The following is a 16441-nucleotide window of genomic DNA, read 5'->3' as shown; positions in this document are numbered from 1 at the left end:
CCACCACGTCAAGAATAATTACTAATTTAGTTGAACTGAGTCAGGTGAACGTAGCCGTCGACTCCGCGGAACACCGCGTCGACCGTCCCGCCCGGCCCGGCCACCGCCCCGAGCGCACCGTCGAACGCCGCGCTGGGGAACGCCAGTTGCTTGGTCCACCCCTGCCACGCACCGTTCTCGTACCGCTGCTGCCAGAGCGTGTAGTCGGCGGCCCGCGCGTACAGCACCACGGCATCCCCTACGGCGACCAGCGTCGGGCTCCCGCTGACGGTCCCGCCGACCGACGCCCACGGCGACCACTCCCCCGACACATCCCGGGACCGCGTCCACACGTCGTCGGCCGCGCTGCGCACGGCGAGATGCACCCGCCCCTGCGCGTCCACGGCAGCGGACGGCCGCCCGTACACCGCCCGGCCACCGGGTGCGCCGAGCGAGGTCCAGCCGGTCGACGGGCCGCGCTGCACGACCTGCCCGTCCGTGCCGGTGGCGAACAGCGTCCAGTGCGCGGGATCGGTGAACGCCACCGACGGCGCGTCGGCCACCCGGCCGCCCAGGCTCTGCCACGCTCCCCAGCGTCCGCCGACGTAGACCCGCCGGTACACCTGGGAGTCGGCGCCTCGCACGAAGACGTCGATCCGCCCGCCGGCCGAGGCGTAGGCGGCGGGCTGGCCGAGGATCTCGCCCTTCGTAGGACCACCAAGGTCGCGCGTCCTGCCATCGGCCTGCTGGACTAGCGAGCCGTGCGGTCCGCGCAGGAAGGTGGTGAGCGTGTCGCCGTCACGCACGACAGCCGGACTCGCCGTGGTCTTCTGGCCCAAGTTCGCACCGGGCAGGGCGTCCGCTCCGGTCAGTTTCAGGAGCGCGGTGCCGTGCGCCGGGACCTCGACGGTGTACGACCCCGTGTGCGTGCCCCGGTCGGCGCGAGCCCGCAGGTCACGCACCCGGACCGACCCGCCGAGCCCGGAATCCGCGAACTGCACGGTGCGCAGGGCGGGTTGGTCGGACCGGTTGAGCAGGACGACCGCGCGCTGCCCGCGTCCTTCCAGCACCTTGCTGTACACGTCGCCGACCGAGTCACTGGCCACGCGCACGCCCTGGATCGCCAGCGGATCCTGGTCGACGGCGATGATCTCCGGGTTGCGCAGAGTGGCGAGCATCAAGTCCGTCAGAGTGCGCGGGTCGGAACCCAGGACGAGCGGCGAACCCATCTCGGCCCACATCACGTACTGCGTGGTGGACTCCTCCTGGGTCAACTCCAGCGTGCCGTCGGTCATTTGGCGCATCGGGATGAGGTAGTCCGGGTCGTTGTAGTGCCCGGGTCCCTGCGCCTCGGGGTGCCAGGCGTTGGCGTCCATGTTGCGCAGGATGTTGGGCCACTGTCCGGGGCTCGGGGTGCCCCAGGCGATGTCCGTGCCGGTGCGCCAGGAGTCGGCGATCGTCGGAGCGTAGACGTACGTGTTGTGCGCGTCCTGCTCGGGTGTGTGCGGCAGGCCCCAGTCGTCGGTGAGCGGGTTGCACAGGTTCAGCAGCATCTTGCGGCCGGACTTGGCGACCGCGTCGCTGAACTCCTTGAACGCCGGGCCAGGATCGAGCTTGGCGCCGATCCCGCACAGGAAGTCGACCTTGACCGCGTCGATCTTCCAGCCGGCGAACTGCCGTGCGTCCGCGTCGTAGTGGCCCCTGCTGCCGAGCCCGCAGCTCTTGCCGCCGTCGTAGGTGCCGGCGTCGGTGTAGATGCCCGCCTTCAAGCCGCGCTTGTGCAGGTAGGAGACGAGGGCGGGGATGCCGGAGGGGAAGCGGGTCGGGTTGGCGACCAACCGGCCTTGCGCGTCACGCGGGTTGTCGGCCTGCCAGCCGCCGTCGAGCCACACGATGTCGTAACCGGCGTCCCGCAGACCGCTGTTGACCAGCTTGTCCGCGACGGAGCGCACTTGTTGTTCGGTGGGTGCGCCCAGACCGTAGTAGGTGTTCCAGCCCATGTACGGCGTCGACGCAAGGCCGCTGTCGTAATAGTCGGGTGCGCCCTGATCGGCGCCGGTCTGCGCCGTGGCCACCGGAGCGGCGGTCGCCGCCAGTACGGTCGCGATGGCGACGACGGTGGCGCGGCGCGTCCGTCTCGAAACCGCGGGCGTGCGGACCTGCGGATGTGAAGTCACTTGCCTCTCCCGAGGGTTGGGAAGCAGGAGGACGTGACCCGGGCCGCACTGCGACAGGGGCTTCCGGCGTCACGGCGACGACTGTGGCGCGCGACCGAAACCCTGTCAATATTAATTCCTAATTTATTAGAAGGCTGCATCAGGGGTTGACACAGCTTCCCGCGCGTCACAGCCTTTGGCAACGTTGTCAGTGCCGCCGACGTTTGATGGGACATCACGTTCATGACAGATCAATCGAGTTCGCCACGCCTGTCGCGCCGATCCGTCGTCACCACGGGTTCCACCCTGCTCGCGGGCTTCGGCCTGGGTTCAGTGCTGCCCATGTCGACCGCCACAGCCGCCGGTGCCGGCCCGGCGACCGCGCCCTCCTCCCCCGGCACACCCGGCGAACTCGCGCTCCACCGCCCCGTGTCCGTCTCCTCGACGGCCTACGCGCCCACCCCGGGTTCGTTCGTGGTGGACCGGCTCGGCTCGCCGGGTGTGCGCGGAAGCGGATGGCGGGCGGCGGCAGGCGACCCGCAGTGGATCGCGATCGATCTGCAGGCCGCGTGCGCCGTCACGTCGATCCGCCTCACCTTCGAGGCCGACGCGAGCGACCCGGTGTTCACACCTCCCACCACGGGCAACCCGGCCGACGGCACAACGGGCAAGGAGATCCAGTCCAGTTACTCGGTCGAGTACGTCGTCGAGACGTCCACCGATCACACGACCTGGACCAGCGCGTACCGCACCACGGCGGGCACCGGCGGAGTGGTGGACATCCAGCCCCCGCACCCGGTCACCGCCCGCTGGGTACGGCTGACCTCGACCCGGCGCTCCAACCCCAACCCCCTTGGCCTGAACGGCTTCGAGGTCTACGGCAGTGTCGCGGGCCACCGGCCGTCGGCCACGGGCTGGACGGACTGGGGCATCCACTCCGGACCGGCACCCAAGCTGACGGTGGCCGAGGACGGCACGGTCCCGGTGGAGTCCGGCTGGCGGCTGACACTGGACGACTGGGCCGACGGCGACGGCGCGAAGTTGTCGAAGACGTCCACGGACACCAGTAGTTGGCTACCGGCCACCGTCCCCGGCACGGTACTCGGCTCACTCGTGGACCAGGGCAAGCTGCCCGACCCCGTGGTCGGACTGAACAACCTCCACATCCCCGAGGCCCTGTCACGTCATTCGTGGTGGTATAGGCGGGAGTTCGAGCTGCCGCGCGGTCTGCGCACCGGCGCCGGGCGGCGGACCTGGCTGGAGTTCGACGGCATCAACCACACGGCCGACATCTGGCTCAACGGTCACCAAGTGGGCGGTCTGACCTACCCGTTCGCCCGCTCGGCCCACGACGTGACCGAGCTGCTCGCGGCGGGCGGGGCGAACGCGCTCGCCGTGAAGATCACACCCATGCCGGTACCCGGCAGCCCCGGCGACAAGGGCCCCGCCGGTGAGTCCTGGGTGGACGCGGGCGCCAACCAGATGAACCTCAACTCCCCCACCTACCTGGCCTCTTCTGGCTGGGACTGGATGCCGGCGGTACGCGACCGGGCCGCCGGCATCTGGAACCACGTCCGGCTGAGAACGACCGGCCATGTCGTGATCAGCGACCCGCGTGTCGACACCGTGCTGCCGAACCTGCCCCAGGTGTCGGTCGCCGAGCTGACGATCGTCGTACCGGTCCGCAACGCCGACACCACCGACCACAGGACGACGGTCTCCGCGGCCTTCGGCAACGTAAGGGTCAGCAAGGTCGTCACCGTACCGGCGGGCGAGAGTGTCGACGTCACGTTCACTCCTGACGCCTTCGGTCAACTGCGTCTCCGCAACCCCGACTTGTGGTGGCCCAACGGCTTGGGCGACCCGGCCCTCCACAAGCTCACCATCACCGCGACGCTCGACGGCTCCGAGAGCGACCGCCGCATCACCCGGTTCGGCATCCGTCAGTTCGGCTACGAGTACGAGGTGCCGCTGCCGTTCGCCAACTCCGGTGACGCGTACACCCAGTCCGTGACGTTCGACCGGCAACAGGCCCGGTACGTGCGCGTCAAATGCCTTACCAGGGCCTCCGGTTGGGGCTACTCCCTGTGGACCCTGGCCGTACGCGACAGCACTCGGCCCGCCACCGACCTGGCCCTGCACACACAGGCCGACGCTTCGAGCACGGACGGGGACGACCACGCCGCCGGCAACGTGACCGACGGCGACCCCGGCACGCGCTGGTCCTCGGCCTACGCGGACGACCAGTGGATCCGGGTCGACCTGGGTTCCGTGCAGTCCTTCGACGGGATCGACCTGACCTGGGAACAGGCTTACGCGAAGACCTACTTGGTTCAGGTCTCCGCCGACAACGCCACCTGGACCGATGCCGCGTCGGTGGACAACAGCGCGGTTCCGCTGCCCTTCAACAACGGCAACGCAAGCCTGCAAGTGGAGGACTTCGCCGCCCGGACCGCGCGCTACGTCCGTATCAACTGCGGCTTGCGTAACACCAGTTGGGGCAACTCCCTGTGGTCTCTTGGCGTCGTCGACAGTGCCGCGCTCGGAACCGACCTGGCCCTGCACCAGAAGACGACCGCGTCCACCGAGGACCCCGACAACCCGGCCGCACACGCCACCGACGGTGACACGAGCACCCGTTGGTCCTCGGAGTACGTGGACCACCAGTGGATCCAGGTCGACCTCGGCGCCGCAAAACGTTTCGACCGGGTCGCCATCCTCTGGGAGTCGGCCTACCCGAAGACCTATGTGATCCAGGTGTCGGACGACGCGGACACCTGGACCGACGTGAAGTCGGTGTCCAACACCCCCGACCCGCTGAAGATCAGCGTTAACGGGGTCCGGGTGCTCGCCCGAGGCGGCAACTGGGGCTGGGACGAGCTGCTGCGCCGGATGCCGCCGGAGCGGATGGACGCGGCCGTACGCATGCACCGCGACATGAACTTCACCATGATCCGCAACTGGGTGGGCACGTCCGACCGGGAGGAGTTCTTCGCCGCCTGCGACGAGCACGGGATCCTGGTGTGGAACGACTTCCCCAACGCGTGGGGCATGGACCCGCCGGACCACGACGCCTTCAACTCGATCGCCCGGGACACCGTCCTTCGCTACCGCATCCACCCCAGCGTGGTCATCTGGTGCGGCGCCAACGAGGGCAACCCGCCCGCCGCCATCGACCAGGGCATGCGCGAGGCCGTGGAGGGACAGGCCCCCGGCATCCTCTACCAGAACAACTCGGCCGGCGGCATCATCACCGGCGGCGGCCCGTACGGCTGGGTCGAACCGGAGAAGTACTTCGACCCAACCACCTACGGCAGCAAGGACTTTGGGTTCCACACGGAGATCGGCATGCCCGTCGTCTCCACCGCCGCCAGCATGCGCAACCTGACGGGCGACGAACCCGAGTGGCCGATCCGCGGCGCCTGGTATTACCACGACTGGAGCGAGCGCGGGAACCAGGCACCGCAGACGTACAAGGCGGCCGTAGAAGCGCGCCTCGGCGCAACCACCGACCTGGACGACTTCGCGCGCAAGGCCCAGTTCGTCAACTACGAGAACACGCGCGCCATGTTCGAGGCGTGGAACGCGAACCTCTGGGACAACGCCAGCGGCCTGATGCTGTGGATGTCCCATCCGGCCTGGCACAGCACGGTCTGGCAGACCTACGACTACGACTTCGACGTCAACGGGACGTACTACGGCGCCCGTTCGGCCTGCGAGCCCCTGCATGTCCAGGCCGATCCCGAGGGGCGGGTCATCGCGGTCAACCACACGCGTGACGGCCTGAAGAACGCCGTGGTCTCGGCGCAGTTGATCGATCTGACGGGCCGTCGGCTCGGTGGGAGCAAGAGTGCCCGGCTGGACGTGGCACCGGCCGCGACCACGAAGGCGTTCACGGCGGCCTGGACCGACGACCTGCCGGACCTGCATCTCCTCCGCCTGACGCTGACCGGCACCGACGGCCGGGTCCTGTCGCGCAACACCTACTGGCGCTATCGCACACCGGCCGCGATGCAGGCACTGAGCAAGGCGCCGCGGACGAAGGTCTCCGCGACGCTCGGGCGCGTGTCCCGTTCCGGGACCCGTACCGAACTGACCGCCACCGTCCGCAATCACGGGCCGGCCGTCGCCGCGATGGTCCGCCTCTCGCTGAAGGACGCCGCGACCGGCCATCGCGTCCTGCCGACGCTGTACAGCCACAACTACCTGTGGCTGCTGCCCGACGAGTCCCAGACCGTCACCCTGTCGTGGCCGACCGGGGCTCTGACCTCAGGCCATCCGCTTCTGGAGGTGGAGGCCTATAACAGCCGCCCCGCAACAGCGAGTTCCTAAAAGCTGGTCCGTCAGGACGCCTCCACCGCCGTCTTGATGCGTTGCCCGAACGCGGGCGCGTCCTTGCGGGCCGCGCCCAGGGCGAAGCCCACCAGGAGCTTGCCGACGCCGTGGCCTTCGAGGACGTTGAAGATCCGCACCCGGGTCGTGCCCGGGCCGGTGGATTCCAGGTCGTAGCCGCCTTCGGCCGCCGTCACGACGTTCTTGGAGTCCTCGGCCCAGCGGATGCGGTGCGGGGCGTCGTATTCGGTGATCCGGAATTTCCGGCCCGTCTTCATACCGGCGTCCTTGACCGTGCTCGTAAAGATGGTGCCCACGGCGGTCGGGCCCTTCGGAGTCTTGGTGATCTCCTGGACCCTCGGGCTGAACTTGGGGTCGTTCGTACCCTCGGCGAGGAAGGCGAAGACTTCCTCGACGGGGCGGTTGACCTCGGCTGTCGCCTCAAACTGTCCGGCCACGATTCCTCCTGTGCTGCGGTGGGAGTTTTGGCTGGGTGCGCGCTGGTGTGCCGAGCACCCTCAGCTTATCGGCGCGGCTCCGCCCGTGCTCCCTGTCGGCGAACCCGCCGGTTCCAGGGCACTGAAACCGCCGTGAAACCGAGCTGAATGCGCCCTCCCGCAAGCTCTGCGGCATGACGACAACGACCCACGAACTCGCGATCTCAGCCACCGGGCTGCGCAAGGCCTACGGGGACAGGACAGTGCTCGACGGCATCGACCTGGCCGTCCCGGCCGGCACCGTCTTCTCCCTGCTCGGTCCGAACGGCGCCGGCAAGACCACCGCCGTCAAGATCCTCTCCACCCTCGTGACCGCCGACGCCGGCGACCTGCGGGTCGGCGGTCACGACCTGGCCACCGACGCGCAGGCCGTGCGGGCAGCGATCGGTGTCACCGGGCAGTTCTCCGCCGTCGACGGTCTGATCACCGGCGAGGAGAACATGCTCCTCATGGCGGACCTGCACCACCTGTCCAAGCAGGAGGGACGGCGGGTCGCCGCCGAACTGCTGGAGCGCTTCGACCTCACCGAGGCAGCCAAGAAGCCCGCCTCCACCTACTCCGGCGGTATGAAGCGCCGCCTCGACCTCGCCATGACCCTGGTCGGCGACCCGCGGATCATCTTCCTCGACGAACCGACCACCGGCCTCGACCCCCGCAGCCGCCACAACATGTGGGGAATCATCCGGGAGTTGGTCTCGGGCGGTACGACCGTCTTCCTCACCACCCAGTACCTGGACGAGGCCGACGAACTCGCCGACCACATCGCGGTGTTGAACGACGGCAAGCTCGTCGCCGAGGGCAGCGCCGAGGAGTTGAAGCGGCTCGTCCCGGGCGGACACGTACGGCTCCGGTTCACCGACCCGGACGCCTACCAGTCCGCCGCGACGGCCCTGCGCGAGGTCACCCGGTTCGACGAGACACTCTCGCTGCAGATCCCCAGTGGCGGCAGCCAGCGCGAACTGCGCGCCATCCTCGACTGGTTGGACGCCGCCGACATCGAGGCGGACGAGTTGACCGTGCACACCCCCGACCTCGACGACGTGTTCTTCGCCCTGACCGGCGGCGCCAAGGTCGCCCACCAGCCCAGCGTGCCCAACCAGCCCAAGGAGAACGTCCGATGAGCACCCTCTCCCTCGCCGTCCGCGACTCGTCCACGATGCTGCGCCGCAACCTGCTGCACGCGCGCCGCTACCCGTCCCTCACCCTGAACCTGCTGCTCACGCCGATCATGCTGTTGCTGCTCTTCGTCTACATCTTCGGCGATGTGCTGAGCACGGGCATCGGCGGCGCGGACCGCTCCGACTACGTCGCGTACCTCGTCCCGGGCATCCTGATGATGACCATCGGCGGCACCGTGATCGGGACCGCGGTGTCGGTCGCCACCGACATGAACGAGGGCATCATCGCCCGCTTCCGGACCATGGCGATCCACCGCGGGTCCGTGCTCGTCGGGCACGTCGTCGGCAGTGTGATCCAGTGCGTCGCCAGCGTGGTCCTCGTCGGTGCCGTCGCCGTGGCCATCGGTTTCCGGTCCACGGACGCCACCGCACTGGAGTGGCTGGCGGCGTTCGGGCTGCTCGCGCTGTTCTCCCTGGCGCTCACCTGGATCGCGGTCGGGATGGGCATGGTCAGCCCGAGCGCCGAGGCCGCCGCCAACAGCGCTCAGCCGCTGATCCTCCTCCCGCTCATCTCCAGCGCGTTCATCCCGGCCGACACGATGCCGGGCTGGTTCCAGCCCATCGCCGAGTACCAGCCGTTCACCCCGGCCATCGAGACCCTGCGCGGCCTGCTGCTCGGCACCGGGATCGGCAACAACTGGTGGATCGCGCTGGCCTGGTGCGTCGGTCTGACCGTGCTCGGCTACCGCTGGTCCACGGCCGCGTTCAACCGCGACCCGAAGTAGTCGCCATGACAGCGCGGGCCGCCTCCCGCAACTCGTCCCGCCCCAGGGCGGCGTACTCCGACACCGCGTCGGTGTACGCCGCCCTGTCGGCGTCCTCGGCCGCCTGCCGGGCGAGATCCGCGGACATCGTGGGCTGGAACTCCCGCAGCACGCCCAGCCGTTCGGCCAACGCGATCATCCGTACGGCGCCTTCGTCTCCTTCGCCGGATGCGAGCCCCACCATCCCGAGGGCGTGCAACATCGTCCCGAGCAACGGAAGTTCGGAGGGCGAGCCGACGGGTTCGGCGAGCAGCGTCCGCAGCCGCCGCCGCAACCGGTCGACCAACTCCTCCACCAGCGCCAGCCGACCGGCACGTGCGTGCGCGGTCACGGCCACCGCCTGGACCATGAACGCCCACGGGTCGAGCCAGGCATCGTCGTCGCGCAGCGCGCCGGCCGCGAGCATGCGCTCCACGGCGCCGCGCCACAGGCCGAGCCCGACCTCCGTCAGTCCGCGGGCGAGCGCGATCTCTGCGCGCCCGCCGAGGTCGGGCCGGTAGAAGTCGTCCTCCGGCGGGGTGCTGTCGCTCTCCGCCTGCCGCAGCCAGTGCTCCGCCTCGTCGGCGTCACCCCGCTGCAGACAGGCGAGGACGAGGAGCGAACGGATGCCGACGTAGTCGTGCCCGTCACCGAGCCGCGGCAACACCGCGAGGGACGCCTTGAGATGCTCGTACGCCTCCTCGCCCCGCCCGGTCCGCAGGCACAGCTCGCTCAGCCGCGAGTGCACCATGAGCTGCACGGACGGATTGTCAACTCGGGCCAGTCCTACGACAGTTCGGCGGGCGGAGACCAGCGCGCGCTCGATGTCGTGCTCGAACTCCCAGACGTAACACGCCACGCACTCGGCGATACCGGAGAGCAACGGCCCCTCACCGCCCCCACCTTCGCCATCGCACAGCCTGCGCAGCACGTCGTAGTCGGGCCGCCGTATCTCGGGGATCGCGCTCAGCACGATCGCGGTGGCGCGCATCAACGAGGTCGGCGGGGCCGGCGGCAGCCGCCGGAGGGTGACGAGCTGGCGTACGGCGCGCGGGCCCGTGCCCATGAACACGGTCACCGTGCCCAACACCGCTGCGGTGCGGGCGACTTCGACGTATGCGGGCGCGGGGTGGTAGTGCGACAGCGCCGGTCCGGTGTCCTCGGTGAGGGCGACGAGGCGGGGGTAGTTGGTGCCGGTCGACCACAGACTGGCGAGGACGGCGGTCACGGCAGCGGTCGCGGGGTCGTCCGCCTGCGCCAGCGCATGCCGCAGCGCCGCCACGAGGTTGTCCTGCTCGGCCTTGATCCGCTCCCAAGCGGCCTGCGAGTCCGACCCGAAGAGCACATCGTGATGCGCGACCCCGAACTCCCGCGCCCAGACAAGGAATTGGTCTACGGCCGCCTCGTCCTCGCCCGCCTCGGTACGCCGGGCCGCGCTGAACTCCCGTACGGTCTCCAGCATCCTGAACCGCACACCGGCCGGGGTGTCGGCGACGGTGAGCAGCGACTGGTCGGCCAACTGCTCCAGCAGGACCAACGCGTCGTCGCCCAGCACCTGTTCGGCCGCCTCGCCGGAGAAGCCGCCGGGGAAGACGGACAGCGTGCGCAGCGCGGCCCTGGCGTCCTCGGCGAGCAGGTTCCAGCTCCACTCGACGACCGCGTGCAGGGTGCGGTGACGTTCCGGCACGTCCCGCGCCCCACCGCGCAGCAGCGCGAACCGGTCGCCGAGGCGGCGGGCGATGTCCGGGACCGACAGGACGCGCACCCGCGCTGCCGCCAACTCCACGGCGAGCGGCAGCCCGTCGAGGTGCCGGCACAGCTCGGCCACCGCGTCCGGCGGCAGCTCCACCCCGCTCCGGGCGGCCCGGGCCCGCTGGGTGAACAACTCGACCGAGACACCGAGACCGAGTTCAGGCAGCGCGTACACCGCCTCGGACGTGAGGCCGAGCGGGGAGCGGCTGGTGGCGAGCACCCGTAGGTCCTTGGACGACGAGACGAGTGCCTGGACGAGGTCGGCCGCGCCCCGGATGATCTGCTCGCAGTTGTCGAGGACCAGCAGCGCGGGCCCGGAACCGAGCACGCCGAGGATGCCGGACACCGGGTCTGCCGAGGCAGGCCCGTTCATGGCACCGGCACCGAGCGCGGAGGCGACCTCGGCGGCCACGTCCGCGTCCTCCGTGACACCGGCGAGCGGCACGAAGTACACCACGCGCTGCTCGGCCCGACGGCTGACGGCGTGCGCGAGCCGCGTCTTGCCCAGCCCGCCAGGGCCTACGACGGTGACGGCGCGCGAGGAGCGGAGCAACCCTTCGACCGCCGCGATGTCCTCGCCCCGGCCGAGCAACGGGTTCGGCTCGTGCGGCACACCATGCCGGGCCACCGGCGCCTCGCCACGCAGCAACTCCTGCTGTACGGCCTTGAGTCCGGCCCCCGGGTCCGTGCCGAGTTCGTCGCGCAGCTCACGGCGGTACGCCTCGTACCGGGTCAGCGCGGCGGACGGGCCGGCCGTCGCCGCCTCGCCCCGCAGCAGCTCACCGAGCACCTCCTCGTCACGCGGATGCGCTACGGCGGCCGCGGCCAGCGGTCCTGCGGCCTCCGCGTGCCGTCCGAGGCGGGCGAGCGCGAGCGCCTGCGCGCGGACGAGCGTGTCGCGGACGGGCGCGCGCTCGGCACGCAGCGCGGCGACGGGGTCGTCGCTGTCGCCGCCCTGGTCGGGGGTCCCCTCCCACAGCGTGAGCCCGGCCTCGGCCTCGGCCAGTGATCCCGCGTGGTCCCCGGCCCTGGCCCGGTCCGCGCAGGCAGCGGCATGCAGCAGCAGGGCGGAACTGTCGACCTGGTCCTCGCCGAGGGCGAGCCTGTATCCGGTCGGCGTGCTGACGATGAGGTCCGCGCCGAGCTGCGCCCGCGCCCTGGACACGAGGACCTGGAGCGCCTTCCCCGGCCGCTCCGGCAACTCGTCCGGCCACAGCCCTTCCACCAGCCGCTCGGTGCTGCAGCCGGTGCGCAGGTCGCCCGCGAGCAACGCGAGGAGACCGCGGAGACGGGGCGCGGTGACCTCCTGTCTTCGATAGGCGACACGCGGCAGCAGGGTCAGGTCAACAGTCACCCGTGCAGATTAACCAAGGTCCCGCCACCACTCCCCTACTCGGCACCGGGCCGATCACGTACGAGAGCGTCAAGATCCCCGCCCAGGCGTGCGAGCGGGGACAGCGCCAGCACCACCGGGGACAGCACCATGCCTACGGCCGTCACGAGGAGGCCGGTCCGCAGCCCCCACTCCTGCGCGAGGAACCCGCCGAACAGTGAGCCCAGCGGCGTCAGCCCCATGCCGGCGAACGTGATCGTCGCGGCCACACGCCCCTGCAACCCGTGGGGAGTCACGGCCTGCCGGACGGCCATGACCGTGACGTTCACCAACTGCCCGGCAATCCCGAACACGAAGTTGACCGCGAGGAGGACGGCCATCGTCGTCGCGGACGAACCGTGCAGCGTGGGCACACACACGAACGCGCCGTCGCCGAGTGCCGCCGCGACCACGATCACCCGGCCGTATCCGAACCGGCCCGGCAGCCGGGCGGCCAGCAGCGCGCCGACGAGCGCGCCCGGACCGGTCGCCGCGAGCGCCAGGCCTACGGCGGTGCCCGACAGGTGCAGTTCCCGGGGGAGGAAGAGCAGATAGACGGTCATCATCGCCGCGAAGAAGAACTGAAAGGCGGCTGCGGCGAGGCAGACGGTCCACAGCAAGGACTCACCGACGACGAAACGGAGTCCCTCGTGGACCCGCCGCCATACGCGCGGGGAACGTTCCGAGCGCTCCGGGACGGACTCGGTACGGCGGATCCGTCGGACCGACAGGAACGACAGCGCGAAGAACAGCGCGCTGGAGGCGACAGCGACCGGCGCCGACAGCAGGGTCACCAGCGCGCCGCCGAGGGCGGGCCCCCCGATCTGAGCGGCGGACCGGCTGCCCTCCAACACACTGTTGCCCCGCACCAACTGATCGGACGTCACCAGCCTTACGAGAGAGGCTTGGTAGGCCACGTCGAAGAACACGGAGAGGACCCCGGCGACGAAGACCAGCGCGAACAGGGCGGGCAGACTGAGCGAGTTGAGCAGTCCGGCTACGGCGGCCGCGCCCAGCACCAGGGTTCGGCCGACGTCGGCCACCACCATCACCGTGCGCGTCCGCCATCCGTCGACCCAGGCGCCGACGAGGAGCGAGAGCAGCAGGATCGGCGCCTGCTCCACCGCGCGCAGGACACCCAACTGTCCGGCACCGATGTCGAGCGTGAGGACGGCGAAGAGCGGTAGGACCACCAGGCTTGTCTGTTCGCCGAGTTGGGAGACTGTCTGCCCCAGCCAGAGCCGGCGGAAGTCATTGTTCGAAGTGGACGGCACAGGAACCCTTTGAGTTGCCGGCAACGAGACCCGCGACCCTGCGCGCGAAGGACGCGCCCACGGTTCGAGCGGGGAGGGGAAGGCTCGCTGTGCCGCAGCGACATCAAGGGCGGCACGCGATGACGGGCCGATCTCGGCCTATGCCGTCAACGCGCGCCCGGACGACCGGGCATCTCTGGGCTCCAACATCTCGGCGGTCACTGGCGGTTGGGACAGTAGCTCTCGGGGGCCTCGTAGGAAAGCCGATTACTGCCCTCCGCAGAGCACATCGCTCACCCCGCGCTCAGGAACCGCAGTACCGCCAGCACCCGGCGATGGTCGCTGTCGACCGACGGCAGATCGAGTTTCGTGAAGATGCTGTTGATGTGCTTGGCCACCGCGCTGTCGCTGACGACCAGTTGTCGGGCGATGCCGGAGTTGGAGCGCCCCTCGGCCATCAGGGCCAGCACCTCGTGTTCGCGTGAGGTCAGCCGGTCCAGTGGGTCACTGGCTCGGCGCAGGAGGAGTTGGGCCACGACCTCGGGGTCCAGGACGGTGCCGCCCGCCTCGACGCGACGGAGGGCGTCGACGAAGTCCTCGACGTCGGCGACGCGTTGCTTGAGCAGATAGCCGACGCCGCCGGTGTTCGTCGTCAACAGGTCGGCGGCGTACCGCTCTTCGACGTACTGGGAGAGCAGCAGGACTGCTGTCGTCGGCCACTCGCGGCGGATGACCAGGGCCGCGCGCACCCCCTCGTCGGACTGGGCGGGCGGCATGCGGACGTCCACGACGGCGATGGCGGGGCGGTGTTCGGCGACGGCGGCGAGCAGGGAGTCGGCGTCACCGGCTTCGGCGGCGACCTCGTAGCCCGCCATCTCCACCACCTTGACCAGGCCGATCCTGAGCAGGACCGAGTCCTCGGCGATCACGGCGAGACGGCGCACGGCAACTCCACGGTGATGACGGTCGGGCCTCCGGCGGGGCTGCTGATCGAGAACGCGCCGTCCACGGAGGCCGCCCGGCGGGCGAGTCCGGCCAGGCCGGAGCCGTGAGCGGGGTCGGCACCGCCGGGACCGTCGTCTGCGACGGTGACCCGGAGCCTACCGTCGCGGATCTCGACGGTGACGTCCGCCCGGGAGGCCTCGGGAGCGTGCTTGGTGATGTTGGCCAGCGCCTCCGAGACGGTGAAGTAGGCGACCGCCTCGACGGTCGGGGCGAGCCGCCGGGGTACGTCGACGCGCAGCCGCACCGGCAGCGGGCCGCGCGCGGCGATGCCGGACAGGGCCGCGTCCAGTCCCCGGTCGTCCAGGACGGCCGGATGCAGGCCTCGCACCAGGTTGTTCAGCTCGTCGATCGCCTCCTTCGCCTCCCGGTGGGCCTGGTCGATGACCTGTCTGGCCTCGTCGGGGAGGTCGGTGAGTGTCGCCCTGGCGATACCGAGGTTCACGGCGAGGGAGACCAGACGTTGTTGTGCCCCGTCGTGCAAGTCCCGCTCTATGCGCCTGCGTTCGGTGTCGGCGGCGTCCACCGCTCCGGCCCGGCTCTCGGTGAGGTCCTCGACCCGTCGCGTGAGCTGTTCGGTCAGGCTGGGGCCCAGCAGGGCCAGGGCTGCACGGGTGTCGATCCGAACGAGGACGAGTGTGAGCCACGTGGCGGCCAACAGGGCAGCGAATCCAGACGCGTTGATGTAAACGGCCTCGGTGGAAGTCTCCAGGAACTTCAGCCGCTGCTCAGGGGGCACACCCCACATCCACACCAGAGCGGTCCCCGCGAACGCACCCCAGGCCCACAGCACGACGGTGACGACCGTCCCGCACGACACCAACGGCCCCATCAGCAGGTGATAGGCGAGCTGTCGCCAAGTTCCCCCGGAGCGGAGCCAGTTCATCGCTCCACGGAGTGTGGGCCTGCGCTGCGCGACCGGGAGCAGCGGTATGTCGACGCCCGCGAGCGACGCGAACCTGCGGCGCTGGACGGCGGTCAGTGCACCGGTGGCGAAGACCAGCCACGGTTCCACGAGCAGCAGGAGCGGAAGCAACTGCAGCAGCACACCGGCGACGTTGAAGACCATCGCACGGCCCACGCGTGCGAGCACGCCGCGCAGTGCGGTGAGAAGGGGCATGCGCACACCGTAGAACGCGCGCGGACCCGCGGAACATACAGCTGGCTTCCGCTTCGGGCTGTACCCAGCACCACCCTCAGGTCGGAAATCCACGTTACTGACCTGGGAGTTCATCCCGAGAAGCCTTGTCGCCATGACAACGACACCCTGCTGGAACTGGTCCGCTCGCGTGCTCACCGCCGCCGGACTGGCCCTGATTCCCTGGATCTTCGTGCTGGCGCGAGTGGCCGGCGCCCACCCCGTGGCGTGGGTCGGCCTGGACACGATGGAGGCGATAGGCCTTGTCGGTACGGGCCTGTTACTGGCCCGCTGCGACCGGCGGCGGGTCGCCGTGGCCCCGGCCACCGCCGTCCTCCTGACGGTCGACGCCTGGTTCGACGTACTGACCGCCGGCCCCGGAGCGGTCCTCGCGGCGGTACTGATGGCCGCCTGCCTCGAACTGCCGCTCGCCGCCCTGTGCACGGCGGTGGCATGGAACGCCCTGCGCGCGCTGCCACCGTCGTTGCCCTAGCTCAGAGTGCGCACAGGCTCAGAGTGGGCGCACCAGGGGAATTTACTAAGGCTGCTTTATAACGTAGCCTTAGTATATGAGCGACGACGACCTGGACCCGAACGCTGTCGCCTCCGCCCTGCTCGCGAGCATCGGCGTGCTGGTGCGGCGGGCCCGGCAAGTGCCGGTCGAGGGCGGCCTCACCATGCCCGAGCGGAGCGCCCTGTCGCGGCTGGACCGCGCCGGCCCCACGACCTCGTCCGCGCTCGCCCGGGAGGCACAGATCACCGCGCAGGCCATGGGGGCGACGCTCAACGCGCTCCGGACCCGTGGCCTCGTCGAGCGCCGCCCGGATCCGGACGACGGCCGGCGCGCGGTGCTGACGGTGACCGACGCGGGCCGGCAGGCGCTGCGGAACAAGCGCAACGCGCGGGCCGAACTCCTGGCCCAAGCCTTGACCGGCGGTGCGTTCACCCCGACGGAGCTGGAGCAACTCGCCGCGGCCGCACCGCTGTTGGAGCGACTGGCCCAGAACATCTGACGCCGACGGAGCCACGAGGAAGCAGA

General features: G+C 70.2%; 11 protein-coding genes. 5 read left to right on the top strand and 6 right to left on the bottom strand.

What is annotated here, in order from left to right:
• Positions 1-26: 26 nt before the first annotated feature.
• A complete protein-coding gene (locus OG496_RS51960) occupies positions 27-2156 on the bottom strand; it encodes a glycoside hydrolase family 27 protein (protein WP_405976001.1) in 2130 nt (709 codons plus the stop codon).
• Positions 2157-2378: 222 nt separating this feature from the next.
• Between OG496_RS51960 and OG496_RS51955 the strand changes: the two genes are divergently transcribed.
• A complete protein-coding gene (locus tag OG496_RS51955) occupies positions 2379-6467 on the top strand; it encodes a discoidin domain-containing protein (protein WP_405976000.1) in 4089 nt (1362 codons plus the stop codon).
• An 11-nt stretch (positions 6468-6478) separates the two neighbouring features.
• Here OG496_RS51955 and OG496_RS51950 read toward each other — a convergent pair whose 3' ends face one another.
• Positions 6479-6925: an SRPBCC family protein gene (locus OG496_RS51950; RefSeq protein ID WP_405975999.1), complete on the bottom strand. Its 447-nt coding sequence runs from the start codon at positions 6923-6925 to the stop codon at positions 6479-6481.
• Between the two features lie 173 nt (positions 6926-7098).
• Here OG496_RS51950 and OG496_RS51945 point away from each other — a divergent pair, with 173 nt between their 5' ends.
• Both OG496_RS51945 and OG496_RS51940 read left to right on the top strand, forming a co-directional pair.
• Positions 7099-8085: an ATP-binding cassette domain-containing protein gene (locus OG496_RS51945; RefSeq protein WP_405975998.1), complete on the top strand. Its 987-nt coding sequence runs from the start codon at positions 7099-7101 to the stop codon at positions 8083-8085.
• A complete protein-coding gene (locus OG496_RS51940) occupies positions 8082-8867 on the top strand; it encodes an ABC transporter permease (RefSeq protein ID WP_405975997.1) in 786 nt (261 codons plus the stop codon). The genes OG496_RS51945 and OG496_RS51940 overlap by 4 nt, the downstream gene beginning before the upstream one ends.
• Here the strand turns inward: OG496_RS51940 and OG496_RS51935 are convergent.
• The 4 genes from OG496_RS51935 to OG496_RS51920 form a co-directional block, all read right to left on the bottom strand.
• A complete protein-coding gene (locus OG496_RS51935; RefSeq protein ID WP_405975996.1) occupies positions 8848-11991 on the bottom strand; it encodes an ATP-binding protein in 3144 nt (1047 codons plus the stop codon). The genes OG496_RS51940 and OG496_RS51935 overlap by 20 nt on opposite strands.
• A 35-nt stretch (positions 11992-12026) precedes the next feature.
• Positions 12027-13283 carry an MFS transporter gene (locus OG496_RS51930; RefSeq protein ID WP_405975995.1) on the bottom strand — a complete coding sequence of 419 codons (1257 nt, stop codon included), beginning with the start codon at positions 13281-13283 and terminating at the stop codon, positions 12027-12029.
• 272 nt (positions 13284-13555) lie between these two features.
• A complete protein-coding gene (locus tag OG496_RS51925; RefSeq protein ID WP_405976870.1) occupies positions 13556-14137 on the bottom strand; it encodes a LuxR C-terminal-related transcriptional regulator in 582 nt (193 codons plus the stop codon).
• A gap of 50 nt (positions 14138-14187) precedes the next feature.
• Entirely contained in the window at positions 14188-15384 is a 1197-nt protein-coding gene (locus OG496_RS51920) for a sensor histidine kinase (RefSeq protein ID WP_405975994.1), read from the bottom strand.
• A gap of 133 nt (positions 15385-15517) precedes the next feature.
• On the opposite strand from OG496_RS51920, the gene OG496_RS51915 reads away from it, so the two are divergent.
• Both OG496_RS51915 and OG496_RS51910 read left to right on the top strand, forming a co-directional pair.
• Entirely contained in the window at positions 15518-15895 is a 378-nt protein-coding gene (locus tag OG496_RS51915) for a hypothetical protein (protein WP_405975993.1), read from the top strand.
• Positions 15896-15971: 76 nt separating this feature from the next.
• Positions 15972-16415, top strand: a complete 444-nt coding sequence (locus tag OG496_RS51910) for a MarR family winged helix-turn-helix transcriptional regulator (RefSeq protein WP_405975992.1) — start codon at positions 15972-15974, stop codon at positions 16413-16415.
• Positions 16416-16441 lie beyond the last annotated feature (26 nt).

Source organism: Streptomyces sp. NBC_00988, from assembly GCF_045162645.1.
Taxonomy (GTDB): domain Bacteria; phylum Actinomycetota; class Actinomycetes; order Streptomycetales; family Streptomycetaceae; genus Streptomyces.
This window is presented reverse-complemented; position numbering and strand designations above follow the sequence as displayed.